At 39.9% G+C, this 16,287-nt stretch carries 15 protein-coding genes, 1 tRNA gene and 1 pseudogene; 3 read left to right on the forward strand and 14 right to left on the reverse strand.

Annotation, left to right across the window (positions count from 1 at the left end; translation table 11 throughout):
• From tolR to QL229_RS04640, 8 genes are all read right to left on the reverse strand, one after another.
• Positions 1–426 (reverse strand): protein TolR, encoded by a 426-nt coding sequence (gene tolR, locus QL229_RS04605; protein WP_135925068.1) that lies wholly within the window; start codon positions 424–426, stop codon positions 1–3.
• A complete protein-coding gene (tolQ, locus tag QL229_RS04610; RefSeq protein WP_135925071.1) occupies positions 413–1,117 on the reverse strand; it encodes a protein TolQ in 705 nt (234 codons plus the stop codon). Before tolQ ends, tolR begins: the two co-directional genes overlap by 14 nt.
• A 739-nt stretch (positions 1,118–1,856) precedes the next feature.
• A complete protein-coding gene (locus tag QL229_RS04615; RefSeq protein WP_281546507.1) occupies positions 1,857–2,033 on the reverse strand; it encodes a hypothetical protein in 177 nt (58 codons plus the stop codon).
• Positions 2,034–2,114: 81 nt separating this feature from the next.
• Positions 2,115–3,119 (reverse strand): Holliday junction branch migration DNA helicase RuvB, encoded by a 1,005-nt coding sequence (ruvB, locus tag QL229_RS04620; protein ID WP_135925074.1) that lies wholly within the window; start codon positions 3,117–3,119, stop codon positions 2,115–2,117.
• Between the two features lie 7 nt (positions 3,120–3,126).
• Positions 3,127–3,747 (reverse strand): Holliday junction branch migration protein RuvA, encoded by a 621-nt coding sequence (gene ruvA / locus QL229_RS04625; protein WP_135925076.1) that lies wholly within the window; start codon positions 3,745–3,747, stop codon positions 3,127–3,129.
• A 1-nt stretch (position 3,748) separates the two neighbouring features.
• Positions 3,749–4,273, reverse strand: coding sequence for a crossover junction endodeoxyribonuclease RuvC (ruvC, locus tag QL229_RS04630; protein WP_054561285.1), 525 nt, complete (start codon positions 4,271–4,273; stop codon positions 3,749–3,751).
• A gap of 129 nt (positions 4,274–4,402) precedes the next feature.
• Positions 4,403–6,904, reverse strand: coding sequence for an FtsX-like permease family protein (locus QL229_RS04635; protein WP_281546508.1), 2,502 nt, complete (start codon positions 6,902–6,904; stop codon positions 4,403–4,405).
• A complete protein-coding gene (locus tag QL229_RS04640; protein ID WP_135925082.1) occupies positions 6,894–7,613 on the reverse strand; it encodes an ABC transporter ATP-binding protein in 720 nt (239 codons plus the stop codon). The genes QL229_RS04635 and QL229_RS04640 overlap by 11 nt, the downstream gene beginning before the upstream one ends.
• On the opposite strand from QL229_RS04640, the gene QL229_RS04645 reads away from it, so the two are divergent.
• The 3 genes from QL229_RS04645 to QL229_RS04655 all read left to right on the forward strand — a co-directional run bounded on the left by QL229_RS04645 (position 7,614) and on the right by QL229_RS04655 (position 9,200).
• The gene (locus QL229_RS04645) at positions 7,614–8,231 is read left to right on the forward strand and encodes an arylesterase (RefSeq protein WP_135925084.1); all 618 of its coding nucleotides are present in this window, start codon (positions 7,614–7,616) and stop codon (positions 8,229–8,231) included.
• 104 nt (positions 8,232–8,335) lie between these two features.
• A tRNA-Pro gene (locus QL229_RS04650) sits at positions 8,336–8,412 on the forward strand.
• Positions 8,413–8,600: 188 nt separating this feature from the next.
• Complete coding sequence (locus tag QL229_RS04655) at positions 8,601–9,200, forward strand: hypothetical protein (protein ID WP_138558926.1); 600 nt, start codon at positions 8,601–8,603, stop codon at positions 9,198–9,200.
• Between the two features lie 104 nt (positions 9,201–9,304).
• On the opposite strand, the gene QL229_RS04660 is transcribed toward QL229_RS04655, so the two are convergent.
• The 6 genes and pseudogenes from QL229_RS04660 to serS form a co-directional block, all read right to left on the reverse strand.
• Positions 9,305–10,033 (reverse strand): retron Ec48 family effector membrane protein, encoded by a 729-nt coding sequence (locus QL229_RS04660; protein WP_063704689.1) that lies wholly within the window; start codon positions 10,031–10,033, stop codon positions 9,305–9,307.
• Complete coding sequence (locus QL229_RS04665; RefSeq protein ID WP_138557376.1) at positions 10,033–11,238, reverse strand: reverse transcriptase family protein; 1,206 nt, start codon at positions 11,236–11,238, stop codon at positions 10,033–10,035. Before QL229_RS04665 ends, QL229_RS04660 begins: the two co-directional genes overlap by 1 nt.
• 529 nt (positions 11,239–11,767) lie before the next feature.
• Positions 11,768–13,090: an AarF/ABC1/UbiB kinase family protein gene (locus tag QL229_RS04670; RefSeq protein ID WP_138557375.1), complete on the reverse strand. Its 1,323-nt coding sequence runs from the start codon at positions 13,088–13,090 to the stop codon at positions 11,768–11,770.
• A 170-nt stretch (positions 13,091–13,260) separates the two neighbouring features.
• Complete coding sequence (locus QL229_RS04675; RefSeq protein WP_249930205.1) at positions 13,261–13,728, reverse strand: hypothetical protein; 468 nt, start codon at positions 13,726–13,728, stop codon at positions 13,261–13,263.
• Positions 13,705–14,805 (reverse strand): annotated as a pseudogene (locus tag QL229_RS04680) (sulfatase-like hydrolase/transferase); the annotation flags it as partial. The gene QL229_RS04675 and the pseudogene QL229_RS04680, both read right to left, overlap by 24 nt.
• A 173-nt stretch (positions 14,806–14,978) precedes the next feature.
• Positions 14,979–16,283: a serine--tRNA ligase gene (serS, locus tag QL229_RS04685; protein ID WP_135925091.1), complete on the reverse strand. Its 1,305-nt coding sequence runs from the start codon at positions 16,281–16,283 to the stop codon at positions 14,979–14,981.
• Between the last annotated feature and the right edge of the window lie 4 nt (positions 16,284–16,287).

Below are 16,287 nucleotides of genomic sequence, written 5' to 3' on the forward strand. Positions count from 1 at the left end.
CTACTCCTCGAATGATTCAGTCATTAAACCAACAGACGGAACACCCGCGTTTTTCAAAAAGTCCATTAATAGTAATACTTCTTGATAAGAAACACGGCCAGAGCCTTTAATCATAACCGGAGTATCTGGATTTTTCTGCAGCTGTAGCTTTATAACCGCCGCCACATCAAGGGCCTCCATCGGCGCTTCAGGGTCAGTACCAATACTGACATAATATTTACCTTCGGCATCAATTGAAGCAATGATCGGTGGTGTATCTTTGGTATCAACAAGATCAGACTCTTCCATTTTCGGTAAGTCGACTTTTACACCATGGGTGATAAGTGGTGCTGTTGCCATAAATATGATTAGCAGTACTAACATTACATCAATGTAAGGTACTACGTTTATCTCCCCTACAGGGCGACGTTTCTTACGCTGATACATTCGCTTTAGCCTCTATTTGTGTAGCTGCTTGGCGGTGTAAAATATTAGCAAACTCTTCCATGAAGTTAATGTAATTACCTTCAAGCTTTTCTACTTTGTTTGCAAAACGGTTGTACGCGATAACAGCTGGGATTGCCGCAAATAAGCCCATCGCTGTAGCGATGAGTGCTTCTGCAATACCCGGTGCAACCATTTGTAACGTAGCTTGCTTAACTTCGCCTAACGCGATAAACGCATTCATGATACCCCACACCGTACCAAATAGGCCGATATATGGGCTAATTGAACCTACTGTTGCTAAAAATGAAAGACTTGATTCTAGTTTTTCTACTTCGCGAGACAAAGCAACGCGCATAGAACGATGCGTTCCTTCCATCACAATACTTGCGCTTTGAATTGAATTTTTCTTATGGCGAGCAAATTCTTTAAAACCTGCGACGAAAAGTGCCTCAACACCAGAAGCGCCTCCAGGACGGGCTGACACTTCATTATATAGTTTACTTAAATCAACGCCTGACCAAAACTTTTGCTCAAAACGCTTTGCGCCATTAAGTGCATCAGAAATCGCTTTTTTACGTTGAAAAATAATTGCCCATGACATTACCGACATACCGACTAATGCCAACATTACTAGCTGGACAAGTACACTGGCTTCTAGAATAAGATCTAAAAAATTAAGCCCTGATCCCACGTTAAACTCCTAAAATAGATTTCTATATAATTTGTTATATTTTTTACATGCGCACTGTTTGACCATAAATGAGGCCAAAAGTTGTGCCTAGTGTATATAGTCAGTTATAAACTGACAACGCTCTTGCTGTGAATTAGCGGCAATTAACGGTAAAAAGCAAATTGCTTAGCTATTTTTTAGTCATATTAAGTTTCACTCGTCTTTTTGTGCATATTTTTACCTTAATAAAAAGTCATTGCAAAAATCCTAAAAAGCTAATAAAACCTCAAAAAATAGCGCTTTTATTCAAAAAACACGCATAAACACCCAAAAGCAGTTTTGCAAATCTACTACAGAATACTTAAACTAATCCTGAATGAAGTTCATAAAATTTTTAAAACCCACTTTATTCATGAGCTTAGATATAAAAACACCAAAAAGTGAACAAAAAGCACACAACTTAAATTTTCACTCACATTAGTTTTTTTTATCTGAAAATAAAATTTTTCTAGTTTGAAGAAAAATCCTTCATTGCGTATTATTTACCTATACCGAGCTAGCAACCTCATGAAAGAGTCTTTCATTAAGCTCAGTTTTTTGCATTATGATGTTTCGTATTGCTCCAGGTTAATTTGCACAGGATAAAACCTCGTTCAAATTGGCCATAGTTTCCAAGATTACTTCCTTCAACTTGTTGTTTGCCCGCATCCTTATGCGGGCTTTTTTTTGCCTGAGCAAACGTCAACGAGAATACCTACAGCTAACTTAACAGCATGTGAATTACAGATGTTAAAATGATACTAAGCGGTAAGCGGTAAGCGGTAAGCGGTAAGCGGTAAGCGGTAAGCGGTAAGCGGTAAGCGGTAAGCGGTAAGCGGTAAGCGGTAAGCGGTAAGCGGTAAGCGGTAAATCCTATCTTGCTAATAAATAAAACCAAGTTACCTAAATTAAAAAAGCAGCCCTTTTGAGCTGCTCGAAACTTATAAATAAAAAGCTTGTAACTAAGCTTTAGGTTTGATTATTTATCGGGTGTTAAACCAAAGTGAAGGTAGGCAATATCCGAGACAAGTCGTCCGCGTGGCGTGCGTTGAATAAAACCTTGCTGTATTAAAAAAGGCTCTATTACATCTTCTATGGTTTCTTTTTCTTCGCCTATGGCAGCAGCGAGGTTATCAAGACCAACTGGGCCACCCATAAATTTTTCGATAATAGCAAGCAAGTATTTACGGTCCATATAATCAAAGCCACTTTTATCAACATCAATCATATCGAGTGCTTGCTCAGCCACCGAAGCATTTACTTTACCGTCTGAGCGTACTTGGGTGTAATCACGCACACGGCGCAACAAACGATTTGCAATTCGAGGTGTACCACGCGAGCGCTTGGCTATTTCGGCCGCGCCTTCATCACACATGGTTAAATTTAAAAAGCTGGCAGAACGAGCAACAATTTTTGATAAGTCTTCAACAGAATAAAACTCTAAGCGCTGTACAATACCAAAGCGGTCTCTAAGTGGTGAGGTGAGTGAGCCAGCACGAGTTGTTGCACCAATTAAAGTAAATGGCGGCAAATCAAGCTTGATAGAGCGTGCTGCGGGGCCCTCACCTATCATTATATCCAGCTGATAATCTTCCATTGCGGGATATAAAATCTCTTCAACTTGCGGGCTCAAGCGATGTATTTCGTCAATAAACAGTACGTCGCCTTCTTCAAGGTTTGTTAAAAGTGCAGCAAGGTCCCCTGCCTTTTCGAGTACAGGGCCAGACGTCGTTTTAATATTTACGTTAAGCTCGTTAGCAACAATGTTAGCAAGAGTCGTTTTACCAAGACCCGGTGGACCGAATATTAATAAGTGATCGAGTGCTTCACCACGGTGCCGTGCGGCCTCAATAAAAATTTCCATTTGTTGCTTAACATGCGGCTGGCCTGTGTAATCGTTAAGAAGCTTTGGCCGTATAGCACGGTCAACACTGTCTTCGTTACTTTGCTCAGATGCATCAATTAAGCGATCTGCTTCAATCATGGTTTACTCACAACATTGATTTTAGAGCTTCTTTAATTAGAACCTCGGTCGTCATATCTGGTTTATTAACTGCTTTAACCGCTTTTTGTGCTTGCGGTAATTTGTAACCTAACGCTTCAAGTGCTGAAACAGCATCATCGGCAGCGTTATTTGCCACAAGTGTATTATTACTTGCAGGCTCAATAACCGCATTATCGCTAAATGGCGTAAATAAGTCATTACCCCAATTTTTAAGTCTGTCTTTCATTTCAAGCACTAAACGCTCAGCGGTTTTTTTACCAACTCCCGGTAGTTTAACCAAAGTGGTCGCATCTTCATTATTTACACACGTTACAAATTGCTGCGCCGACATTCCCGATAAAATGGCAAGGCCAAGTTTAGGGCCAACACCATTGGCTTTTAAAAGCTCTCTAAATAAAGCGCGTTCGGTTTTATTGTTAAAACCAAATAATAGCTGGGCATCTTCACGTACTACAAAGTGGGTATAAATAATCGCTTGCTCACCCACTGCCGGTAAATCATAAAAACAGGTCATTGGCATTTGTACTTCGTAGCCTACACCACTTACTTCAATAAGAATTTCTGGTGGCTGTTTTTCAACTAGTAAGCCATTTAATCGACCAATCATATTACTTCCTTAATCGTCCTCTTACGGTTTTGCTAGCGCTACCCGCAAGTTTTATTAAATTTTGTTCTGAGTGAGCATGACAAATAGCAATAGCCAAGGCATCAGCAGCGTCGGCTTGCGGAGTGCCCGGTAATTTTAATATATTTTTAACCATATGCTGTACTTGCGACTTATCGGCACCACCATTACCTACAACTGCTTGCTTAATTTGTCGTGCCGAATACTCATAAACTGGCAGCTCAGCCATTGAAGCACCAACAATTGCTGCACCTCGGGCTTGGCCTAGTTTAAGTGCCGAGTCTGGATTATGTGCCATAAACACTTTTTCGATAGCAAAGCTATCTGGAGAGAATTGTTCTACCAACTGGCTAATACCTTGGTAAATCATTTTTAAGCGCACCGGAAAATCGTGATCGGCTAATTTAATGCAACCACTTCCTAAATAGGTAAACTTTGCACCTTGATGGGCAATCACACCATACCCTGTTAATCGTGAACCAGGATCAATTCCTAAAATAATCGCCAACTAACTGACCCGTCTATTATCATTATTATCTGCAGTTAATAATGCCAGAGCACTGTATAAATTACCAGTAACCAATTGCAATTCATAAAAAATGCCCGCAATTGCGAGCATTTTTCACACAGCTTTCTCTTATGCCAACGAGCGCAATAAGCCTTGAGTATTTTTGCGCATTGTTCTGGCTATCATTAAATAACCCAAACATGCCACAAATAAGCCCCCTACCGCAGGGCCAATTAACCAAATATGCGGATGCAGTTTACCTGCTAATTCAAACATCTGCCTTTGTACTATTAATAATGCAACATCACTAACAATGGCTGCGACTAAGCCTGCTGTGACCCCTAATAGTAAAAACTCATATAAGGTGGCATTTTTAATTAAGCGCCCTTTCGCGCCTAAGGTTCGCAAAATAACTATCTCTTGCATACGCTCGCCTAAACTTGCTTGTACTTGTGAAATAAGCACTAGAGCACCACAGGCAACAACAATTGCCAACACAAACCCTATCGCTAACGATACTTGCTCTATGGTTGAGCGGATTTGCTTTATAAAGCTTTCAACATCAATCACATTAACCGTTGGGTACTGGCGCATTAGCTCATTAAACTCGCGCTTTTTATCTGCCTTCACATTTACCGATGAAATATAAGTAGCAGGGAAACTCGCCAATACATCAGGACTTAGAATAATAAAGAAGTTCGGCTTTAATGTTGTCCAATTAACCTTGCGCACACTGGTGATTTTGGCATCAAACGATTGTGCACCAATCAAAAAGGTTAATGTGTCGCCTAATTTAACATCGAGGCGTTCAAGCATAGACTCTTCAACTGAAGCTTCAGCGACAGAATCTTTTGTGAACCATGTGCCGTCAATAAGCTCATTTTGACTTGGTAAATCTTCACGCCAAGTTAGGTTTAGTTCACGACCAATACCGGAACGAGCTTCTTCATCTTTCTTTTCATTGTCTTCTTGTGAGACTTCACGAGCTACCAACTCGCCATTAACGGCGTTTACGCGGCCACGGACAACCGGGTAAAAGTCAGAGGTTGGCATATTTCGCTCTGCTAAAAAGCTCGTAATTGGCTCTAGTTCTTGCTCTGTTATATTCACTAAAAATGAATTGGGCGCATCAACCGGTAATTGCGATTGCCAGTCAGAGATCATGTCATTTTTAAGTACAATTAAAAACAGCAACAGTTTGATAGCCAAAGCAAAACTAATCAATTGCACAGCATTCACATTGGCGCGCTTTTGGATAGACGCAATCGCCAAAGACCAGCTATTACCAGGGCTTAAACCGAGCTTTCGACCGCCACCAAATATAACCTTTGATAAACCAAACAACACAGCAATTAAAAACGCTGTAGAGAGAAACAAAATAGCGCTTATTTTAATATTATTACTAAATAACCACATCAGTAAAAACACGGTAAGTGCCGACATAGCAAGGTGTATTTTACTGACCAATAAACGATCGCCTAAGTTACGACGCAGTACGCGCAGCGGCGGAATATCAAATAAATCGAGTAATGGTTTAATCGAGAACATAATTGCACAAATTAAACCTGTGCTAATTGCAATAATCCACGGTTTAGCCGATGCACTAGGAAGTACTGAGCCCATGCTTTGTGCTAGATAATCTGTTGCAATGGCTTGCAATCCATAACCAATCAGCAAGCCAACGATCACCGACATTGAACAAACAAGGCTCAAATGAAGTAGATATATTTTACGGATCATAGCGCGGCTACCGCCGAGTGTTTTCATCATTGCAACAGGGTCGTATTGGCGTTCACAATAGCGCTTTGCCGATACCGCAATAGCCACAGCTGCTAATATAATGCCAAGTAAGCCTGCTAATAATAAGTAGCTTTCGGCGCGGTTTAAGCTATTAGAAATAGGCGATTGGCGGTCTTTAACGCCATACCAACGCTGGTTTTCTTTCATTTGAGGTTTTAACCAGCTATAAAAATTTTCGATATCGCTTTCGTCCCCAGCATAGAGCTGGCGGTAAAACACTCGACTACCCGGCTGAATAACCTGAGTTTTTGCAATATCGTCTTCGTTAATTAAAATACGTTGGCTACTAGAAAACACATTAAACGGTGCATCTGGCTCTTCAGCTACAACATGACTGGCAACAAAAGTGGCGGCTCCTAACTCTACTTTATCGCCAACTTTAATATTAAGCGCATAGAACACCGACTCACTGAGCCAAACTTCACCGCGAGTTGGAATGTCTTCAGTTACCTGAGGCTCAGCAGTTAAGCTAGATTTTATCTTTAGCTCGCCTTTTAATGGATAAGTGTTTGATACCGCTTTAACCGAACCCAACTGCATTTCGTCACCAGCAAATAGCATGGTGTCGAAATAGGTTATTTTTGCGGTGCGAATGTTATCTTGGGCGGCTTTATCTAAAAACTCAGCAGGTAAAGCATGGTTACTTGCTAAGACACGATCTGCAGCAATAAAGGCACTGCTTTTTTGCTCAATACTTTGACCGATACGGTCAGTAACCATAGATAAAGTTAAAACAGTCAGTACAGCTAAAGCTATGGCTGCACTGATCACTGTTAACTCACCGCGCTTAAACTCACGTGAAAACAGTTTTAGTGCTAATTTAGCCCACATTCGCTTGCACTCCTTCGCTTTCTTTTACTGTTACTAATTGCCCTGCTTCAATATGTAATATTTGCTGGCATTTTTGCGCAAGCTGCTCATCATGAGTTACCAAAATAAGTGTCGTACCGTGTTCTTGATTAAGTTCAAATAATAACGACTCAATGAGCTTACCGTTTTTACTATCAAGGTTGGCTGAAGGTTCATCGGCAAATAAAATTTTAGGTGTACCAATAAATGCACGAGCAATCGCTACACGTTGCTGCTCACCGCCCGACAATTGCGACGGGTAATGGCCAACACGATGACTTAGCCCTACTTTTTCAAGTAGCTCAAGTGCTTGTTGTTTAGCATTTTTGCTTCCAGCAAGTTCTGCCGGTAGCATCACGTTTTCTAGAGCTGTTAAACTTTGCACGAGCATGAAAGATTGAAATACAAAACCTACTTTCTCAGCGCGAAGTGCAGCACGTGCTTCCTCATCTAATTCGTGTAATGCAGCACCATCTAAATGAATACTGCCATTGGTTGATTGGTCAAGGCCGGCTAATAAACTTAATAAAGTAGACTTACCCGAACCAGATGTGCCCACTACCGCAACCGAATCTCCTGACTTGACATTAAAGCTGATGTCACTGAGGATGGTGAGGTCGCCCTCAACTGTGGTGACCGTTTTAGAAAGTCCTTTAACTTGAATAATGTTTAATTGAGAAAGCGCTGACATATGATGCATCCAATCCTACGTTTTATATTCGTTTTACTGTTAGTAATCAAACCACTTACGGCAGCAGCTGACAACACAATTTTAATTTTAGGTGACAGTTTAAGCGCCGCTTATGGCCTTAAACAAGAGCAAGGCTGGGTTAAATTGTTACAAGATAAGTACGATGAAAAAGACCAATCAGTATACCTAGTAAACGCCAGTATTAGCGGTGAAACCACAGGCGGTGCATTAAGACGACTCGATGCATTACTAACCGAGTTCGAACCTACGCACGTGCTTATAGAGCTTGGCGGAAATGACGGTTTACGCGGTTTTCCAATCAAGCGCTTACAAGCTAACCTACGTGATTTAATAGCAAAAAGCCAACAAACTGGGGCGAAAACCGCCGTAATGGAGGTACAAATTCCGCCAAATTACGGCCCGCGTTATACCAAGCTTTTTACCGACAGCTTTAAAACTATTGCCAATGAAACAAACTCAGAATTAATGCCATTTTTTATGATCGATATTGCTGGCCGACCAGAGCTTATGCAAAACGATAACTTACACCCTAACGCCGATGCTCAACCATTAATACGCGACTTTATGTACAAAACGATCAACGATTGGCTAGATTAACCGCCAGCCTAATCACTTTATAATTAGAGCTGGACAATAAACAGCCAAACAAACCGCAGGTGTATTGATTTTTATAAAAAAAGCCGTACTATGGCTTGCAACGTCGGCATATAGCGCAGCTTGGTAGCGCACTGTCATGGGGTGTCAGGGGTCGCAGGTTCAAATCCTGCTATGCCGACCATCTTTTCTACACTCTATTCAATAAGTTACTTGAATTTACTTTCCTGTAAGTTTACTTTTAAAGTACGTTCTCTTCTACCTTGATGAAATTAAAGATCAAAGGTATTTTTCGAGTTAAAGAATTAACATTAAAGAGACATGTAACCTGTCATCGATAAGTGGAGCAATTAGCCTAAAAGGCTAATTTGAATGGAATCAATGAAACAAAATCTACATTGGCGTTATTATCTCTCGCTAGAATCAGATGTATATGCAATGTCACGTTACATTCACTTCTCCAGTGATAACTTTAAAACATATTCCATTGAGCTAGCGAAGCTCTATCTAGCTATTTGTGCAGAGGTAGAAGTCGTTCTCAAAGAAATATGTAGTATTTGCCCCTCTAAAAAATCTAAAGAAGCAAACATAGCGATTTATCGTGATTATGTAGTTGAAAATCAAAAAGGGCTGATAGCTGAAAAAGTACAGTCTTTCGAATTCGAATTGCAATTTATCCCATGGGAAGATTTTAACGTAGGCAAGTCTCCTTCATGGTGGATTGACTATAACTGCTTAAAACATGAACGCAGAGAGCATTTTAATAAAGCGAATTTAGGTAACGTGTTACAAGCACTAGCAGGTCTGTATATAGCAAATTTATACTTAGGAAAGGTTTTATCAAGCAGAGAACAGGATATTCATTTTATATTAGATATTGGAGAAGTTTACGCTACTTACCCTAAAGGTAAAAAGCTTTTCCAGCCAATTGGAATTCAATCTAGTGTTGAAAATCACCATTACACATTTTGAATGTGTAATGGAGAAATGTTGAGCTTAAAAGATTATGGCTTAGCTATGAAACGGCCTTGGAAACCACTTCACAAGAGATAGGGTAGGCCTGAGATTACTACTCATTATCTGTAGTGAATATCAACTTTATGCATCAGAAAACGCGCTCTCTGAACCTCTCGCTCATTTGTAAATGTTGTGGTTATCACGTCTAGCAATTTAAAGAAATCACTCTCAACGGAAAAAAAGTCTCCTTTGGGTAAATTAGCAACATCAATACCAAATTTTTTAGCGAGCTTTATTATTTTCTTTTTATGATTAAAAAAAGAAACTTCTGAGTTCGGCATCTTTTTAATCCCACCCTTATACCCATTTGAATAGCTAATTACATAGTCTCTCAGTTCTTTAACTCTTCTTTTGTACTCATCAAAGTTAGACATTTTACCTTCAGATGAATTTGGGTAAATCAACTGATATAAAATATTGAAATCAACGCTTGATTGAGAGAGGTAATCTAGTCGATCAATTTCAGATTTTATGAATGATACGAAAAACTCTAAATTGCGAAGGTGGTTGTTAAAAGCCCTATCCTTTGATTGCTCAATAAAAGCTACATAACCATAAGCTACGCCAAAAATAGCCGTAAGCCCCGCTAAAAATTTATTTATTACAATCACCAACTCGATAAAATATTGGTGCCTATCATATATGTATTTTAGGCAACGATCTTGAATGCAAAAATCAAGTGAAAACGTTCCTGCTCCATTCATTTGCACCAACAGCAGGACTAAGAAAATGAAGTTTATGAAAGCATAAATACATGCCAGCTTTGTTATTTTGCTCTTCACTAGCATTAATATTCCTTGATCTTAAATTCTGGCTCATAACGTAATAATTTATCAAGCTTATCTTGTGCAAACTTTTTATAGTCAGAGCCACCCTCTCCTTTTATAAAAAATAAAAGATGCTTTAAATAATGATATCTTTTATAAAAGTTGTATTGAGATTTTTTTCTGCTGTAGTCAATCACTATTTTATCAAATCGCTTTTCCGCAGAAATTTTGTCTGATTGCGATGGTTTGGGTCTTAAACCATCACTTCTAAGTATTTTTATAAGCTTTGCATGCTTGTCATTTTTAACACGACTAAGCTTATTAACTCTTCCTAAAATCCTTTGGTAATCGTTCCTGTATGATTTCGATTTTTGATCTTCTTGTTTTTCAGCTCTATGTTTCAGTTGATGAACAGCCGCCCTAATATTCTTTACTTCATCTTTAGAATATATAGGGTTTGGGAATGACACTACTAAGCCATGGACTTTAAGAGGCTCACTAGAAAGACGGTATACTCTAGTTTTATCAATGTTTTGTGGTAAGCCTTTTTCATTTAGCATTTCTTCTATCAGCTTAGATGTCCCGTTAAAGTCAAAATTGTGACTAGTAGAAGAAACAGTAATATCATCAACTAACCGCGTATAAGTTAGATTCAAACGCTTCAACTTTCTCACTAAGTATAATTCAACATCCCACAAAATAAGTGAAGCTATATAACTAGAGGTTAATGCTCCTTGCACAACTCTGTCACCATAACAGCATATATTGGTTATAATCTCAGAAACTTCATCAGAATACCGGAAGAGATTTTTAAACATATTCTTCACATGAAATTCTTGTATATTGTCAAAGAAATTAGAAATATCGACTTTCAAAATACTCTTTGCCCCACAGTGTTTATGAGCGCATTCAACATAATCCCGATTACCATTTTCAATGCTTTTAGGGATAGAACCATAAATGTAGGAGGGCCATCTTATACACTGTTTATTAATTCTATTATTAATGCGTCGCTGCAAAAACCTTACTTTTCGATGAGGGTTAAATATTTTCCTAATTGTTCCATCAGATTTCAAAATGGGGTTCTTAGGAGGCCTATATCTCTTATCTAGTGGCATGTTTAAGACATCATCGATATCAGATATGTCAATATTTAACACTTTTGCTAAATGAGCTTTCGAATTTATTGGACCGGCTTTAAACAGAGGAATATCTGGAGTGGTCATTTGACTAATAATTCCCTTTACAATTTTTGGAACAACCGACCCAGCACAAAAGTGCTAACAGGCTTCCGCCACACTATGAGACTCAAACCGCCTCTGAAAAAGAAAAACCAGTACAAGTCTCATAGCCTGGGTCGGTATCCTAAAGTGCCGAAGGCACGCAGCGGATTCGCCCCAGAGGGGGTTGCGAAGCAACTCTACTCTGGTCAGGGTGAATCACGCGACTGCGTCGGGGGTCCAGCACTAGGCCTAAAGGCCACCTTATATATCAAGGCAAAAGGGTTTTCTTTTTATCAATCAGAACAAGTTTGCGGACGAAACGTCCGTGAAGTTTTAACAATAACTCTAAATTCATCTTATGTAAATATTACTACAATTTATAATTAGAAACTCTAGGACTATTTAAACCATATTAAACCTAAGAATTCAGTGTCGTTTATTTTAGTAATTTCTCAAGGAATGTTATTTAGTACTGACTCCGGTAATTTTGCTCTGATTGACCCCATTTTTCTTCACACAAACTCCCTTTCAATTATTTATCACTCTGTACTTCAAACTCCTTAAAAATACTGTTCACATTCACTTTTGCGCCTAGCTTTGCAGCGATTAAAAACAGGCCTGCTAGTTTTCTGTGTACGAACAGAGCACCTACGGGTGGTGCGTGCCAATGCTCTGAGGCGGTGCTCATTTTAAGGCCGAGCTCTTTAATTCGTTTTGGTAAGTCGCTATTTGCAAAGTCATACTCACCTTGGTGACGCAGTGGCTCGCAGGCGAGTAGAAATATATCAACGACATTATCTATATATTCTTGCGCAAGCCCTTGTTGAAAATAGCCAATTTGCTGTGCTGCTGTTGCAACACCTGCTCTGTCGTTACTATTCGCGGCAGATAATAACTGTAAGTAGCCATCACTAATATGCTGAGGTAGTTCGCGGGTGGCGCCAAAGTCTAAAAGTACTAAGCGTTGATTGTCGATTTGATATTGATAATTAGCAAAGTTTGGATCTGTTTGAACTAATTTAAAGCTAAATAGCTCCTGTAAAAACAAGCTTAGTAACTGCTGAGCAGCTTTATTACGTATCGTTTGCTCTGCACTTGCAAGTGCTTCTAGCTCTTGTCCCTCAACAAAGTTCATGACTAAAACTTGAGAAGAACTAAGCGAATCTACTACATTAGGAATAAGATAATTGTCGTCACCTTTTAAACACTCGCTGTAGCGCTTTAAATAATTAGCTTCTAATTCGTAGTCAGCTTCGTTTATAAGTTGTTGTTTGGCTTCGTCTATTAGAGGTTGTAGCTCTACCTCTTTGGGTAATAAGCCACTGAGCTTGAGAAGGTAAGCTAAGTTATCAACATCACTGGCAATGCCTTTTGCAATACCTGGGTATTGCACTTTAACTGCTAACTTTTCGCCCGATTCTCGGTAAGCAATATGCACTTGCCCTATTGATGCCGCAGCAAATGGCCTAAGTTCAAAGTGTGATAATTGTTCTAGCCATGCATCGCCCCAGTGCTCTCGCATCACTTTAACTAGTTGCTTTTGCGGCATAGGTGTCGCTTCTGCACGCAGCCTTGCTAAAATTGCAGATAGCTCAGGAGTGAGTAATTCACCGCTATCCATAGATAACAGCTGGCCCAATTTCATTGCAGCCCCACGCAGATTTGCAAGCTGTTCGGCAAAGCGCTGAATATTTTTAGGCTGTAACAATAACTCTTGTCGTGATGTTTGCTTGCCAGCCGCCCATGCTTTTGTGCCTTCAAACAACATATTACCCGCCACTTTACCAGCTAAAGAGCCAAGCCGAACAGCTCGTGAAAACCGTGATGTTGGCACAGACTTTTGTTTATTACTCATAATGTTTCACACTATTAACTTAATGCTTTGAATACGTTGATTGCTCGGTTTTAGATCCACTTTAGCTTTTACAATCTTTTGCCCATTAACATAAAACTAAAAAAGCCGCATGGTTTCCCGATGCGGCTATTTATTTAGATTAACAACTTAATAAATCGTTTTATTGAGTGTTACTGCTTACCAGACATCAACTGTTCCATCAGTTGGCTAAAGTCAAAGCTCGCTGCTTTTTGCAGTGGTGGATATTCAGTCAATGACTTAATGTGTTCACCAAGTAGATGTTGCACAGGCTCATTTAGCCATTGCTTAGCTTGCACAATGTCTGAACGGTCTGTTAAGCCATCAAAGCTTTCAAACGGGTCCATACGTAAGTTATAGATGATCGGGAACTTTTGCTTCTCATACTGAGCATAATAGTTTTCGCTCGTTTCGAAATGAAGTTTCCACTGCTTATAACGCACAGCCTTGATGCTTGATTCGTAATAATAAAGGAAACTATCACGCGCACTTTCGTCTGTTTTACCTAACCAATAATCTAAGTTATTTACGCCATCAATCGGTTGCTTATGCTCTTTAAGGGCTTTTTTCGCGATATTAGGTTCACCCGCTGCTGCTGCAAGGGTTGTGTAAATATCCATGTGCGATTGAATACCCGTTAGTATCGTATTTGCAGGGACTTTACCTGGCCAACGAACAATCATAGGAACGCGTACGCCGCCTTCGTAAGTTGTCATCTTTTCACCACGGAAAGGTGTTGTACCGCCGTGTAATCGAGCGCTGTGCTCAGGACCATTATCTGTTGAGTAAATAACGATAGTGTTATCAAGTACACCCATATCATCTAGCGCAGCCATTAACTCACCCACTTGCTGGTCATGTTCAATTAGGCCACTGCCGTATAAATCATGCTCTGTGGTGTACTCTTCAGCTAAATAACGACTTTCGTCACTTAAACGCGTATACATGTGCATACGACTTGGGTTAAACCAAACAAAGAAAGGTTTATCAGCTTTTTTTGCACGCTTGATAAAATCTAGGCTCGCAGCCATAAACTCTTTATCTACGTTTTTCATACGTTCGCGAGAAAGCTGGCCGGTATCTTCAATTTTTTGTTTACCTACTTTACCAAAACGTGGATCAACCGTTTTATCATCTACATTAGTTGCGTAAGTATGTAAAACACCTCGCGTACCATACTTTTTGAAAAATTCAGGGTCTTTCGGTTAATCACGTTGCTCGAATTCTTCTTGCGTATTTAAGTGATATAAGTTTCCAAAAAATTCATCAAAACCATGAACGGTTGGTAAGTGCTCGTTGCGATCACCTAAGTGGTTTTTACCAAATTGACCTGTAGCGTAACCTTGCTCTTTAAGAACCTCAGCAAGGGTATAAGAGCCCGCTTTTAAACCAAGCTCTGCGCCTGGTCTGCCAACAGTTGTCATGCCACTACGGATTGGATACTGGCCGGTAATAAGTGCAGCGCGACCAGCAGTACATGATGGTTGTGCATAGTGATCGGTAAACATTGCACCTTCATGGGCAAGTTTATCAATATTTGGGGTTTTATAACCCATTGTACCTAGGCCATATGCACTGACGTTTTGCCAGCCTACATCATCGGGGAATATTATGAGGATATTGGGCTTATCTTTAGCAAAAGCGACAGAGCTTGCTAAATACAAAGCAGCAGATGCTACGGCGAGTAGTTTTTTCATAACAGCAGTCCTTCGTGTATTGTAATAAAATACTATGTGATTTAGTTTTAAAACTGATAGTACCTATTTTTAGTTTACTAAACATACTGCTTACCGCAATTAATTATTATCAAAAAATAAAAAAAACCGCATGGTTTCCCAATGCGGTTTCATAAAATGACTAAAAATTAAGCCTATTTAATTACTTCTAAGCCACCCATGTATGGACGTAATACTTTTGGCACGATGACCGAGCCGTCAGCTTGTTGGTAGTTTTCTAAGATTGCTACAAGGGTACGACCAACCGCTAAACCTGAACCGTTTAGTGTGTGAAGTAGCTCTGGTTTTTTCTCGCCTTGACGACGGAAACGCGCTTGCATACGACGTGCTTGGAAATCAACCATGTTTGAACATGATGAGATTTCACGATAGGTGTTTTGTGCAGGTAACCAAACTTCTAAATCGTAAGTTTTTGCTGCACCAAAGCCCATATCACCTGTACATAAAATCACTTTACGGTATGGCAGCTCTAATGCTTGTAAGATTTGCTCAGCGTGGCCTGTTAGCTCTTCTAGTGCTTGCATTGAATCTTCAGGTTTTACTAGTTGTACTAATTCAACTTTGTCGAACTGGTGCTGACGAATAAGACCACGGGTATCACGGCCATAGCTACCCGCTTCACTACGGAAACATGGTGTATGTGCTGTTAAACGAATTGGTAAGTCGCTTTCGTCGTAAATTTCGTCACGAGCACTGTTAGTAAGCGGCACTTCCGCTGTAGGAATTAAGCTGAAACCCGGTTGTTGCTGACCGTCGTCATCTACTAAACCTAATGTGTGGAATAAGTCACCAGCAAACTTAGGTAATTGACTTGTGCCGTATAAGCTTGCGCTATTTACTAGGTAAGGCACATACATTTCTGTATAGCCATTTTGTTCTGTGTGCGTATCAAGCATAAACTGCGTAAGAGCACGATGCATACGTGCAACTTGACCGCGCATAACGGTAAAACGTGCACCACTGATTTTAACGCCCATTTCAAAGTCTAGGCCGTTAACATCTTGACCAACATCAACGTGATCTTTTACTTCAAAGTCGTATGACTTAGGCGTACCCCATGTTGAAATCTCAACGTTTTGATCTTCGTCTTCACCAACAGGTACTGATTCATCAGGTAAGTTTGGAATAGCAAGTGCAATTTGCTTAAGCTCTTCTAACACTGCATCTTGCTCTGCTTTAACGCTGTCTAGTTGGTCGCCAAGATTACTAACTGAATCAAGCAGCTGTTGTGCTTTTTCGTGCTCGCCTTTCGCTTTTGCTTGGCCGATAGCTTTGGAACTTGCATTACGCTCGCTTTGAAGTTCTTGCGTTTTTACTTGTAATGTTTTGCGTTTTTCTTCAAGAGCAGTCACTGCTGCAATATCAAGCTCGAAACCACGCGTTGCTAAACGTGCAGCCGCTTGTTCAATATCTTGACGTAAATATTTAGAATCTAACATGTTC

The sequence above is a fragment of the Pseudoalteromonas sp. PAR1 genome (assembly GCF_947311895.1).
Lineage (GTDB): Bacteria > Pseudomonadota > Gammaproteobacteria > Enterobacterales > Alteromonadaceae > Pseudoalteromonas > Pseudoalteromonas lipolytica_C.

Bases quoted from the DNA above. Each gene is read 5' to 3' on its own strand.
- QL229_RS04640 (WP_135925082.1), bottom strand. From the start codon at position 7,613: ATGTCAGCGCTTTCTCAATTAAACATTATTCAAGTTAAAGGACTTTCT.
- QL229_RS04660 (WP_063704689.1), bottom strand. From the start codon at position 10,033: ATGCTAGTGAAGAGCAAAATAACAAAGCTGGCATGTATTTATGCTTTC.
- serS (WP_135925091.1), bottom strand. From the start codon at position 16,283: ATGTTAGATTCTAAATATTTACGTCAAGATATTGAACAAGCGGCTGCA.
- QL229_RS04665 (WP_138557376.1), bottom strand. From the start codon at position 11,238: ATGACCACTCCAGATATTCCTCTGTTTAAAGCCGGTCCAATAAATTCG.
- QL229_RS04635 (WP_281546508.1), bottom strand. From the start codon at position 6,904: ATGTGGGCTAAATTAGCACTAAAACTGTTTTCACGTGAGTTTAAGCGC.
- ruvB (WP_135925074.1), bottom strand. From the start codon at position 3,119: ATGATTGAAGCAGATCGCTTAATTGATGCATCTGAGCAAAGTAACGAA.
- QL229_RS04675 (WP_249930205.1), bottom strand. From the start codon at position 13,728: ATGGATATTTACACAACCCTTGCAGCAGCAGCGGGTGAACCTAATATC.
- QL229_RS04670 (WP_138557375.1), bottom strand. From the start codon at position 13,090: ATGAGTAATAAACAAAAGTCTGTGCCAACATCACGGTTTTCACGAGCT.
- ruvA (WP_135925076.1), bottom strand. From the start codon at position 3,747: ATGATTGGTCGATTAAATGGCTTACTAGTTGAAAAACAGCCACCAGAA.
- QL229_RS04645 (WP_135925084.1), top strand. From the start codon at position 7,614: ATGATGCATCCAATCCTACGTTTTATATTCGTTTTACTGTTAGTAATC.
- QL229_RS04655 (WP_138558926.1), top strand. From the start codon at position 8,601: ATGGAATCAATGAAACAAAATCTACATTGGCGTTATTATCTCTCGCTA.
- tolR (WP_135925068.1), bottom strand. From the start codon at position 426: ATGTATCAGCGTAAGAAACGTCGCCCTGTAGGGGAGATAAACGTAGTA.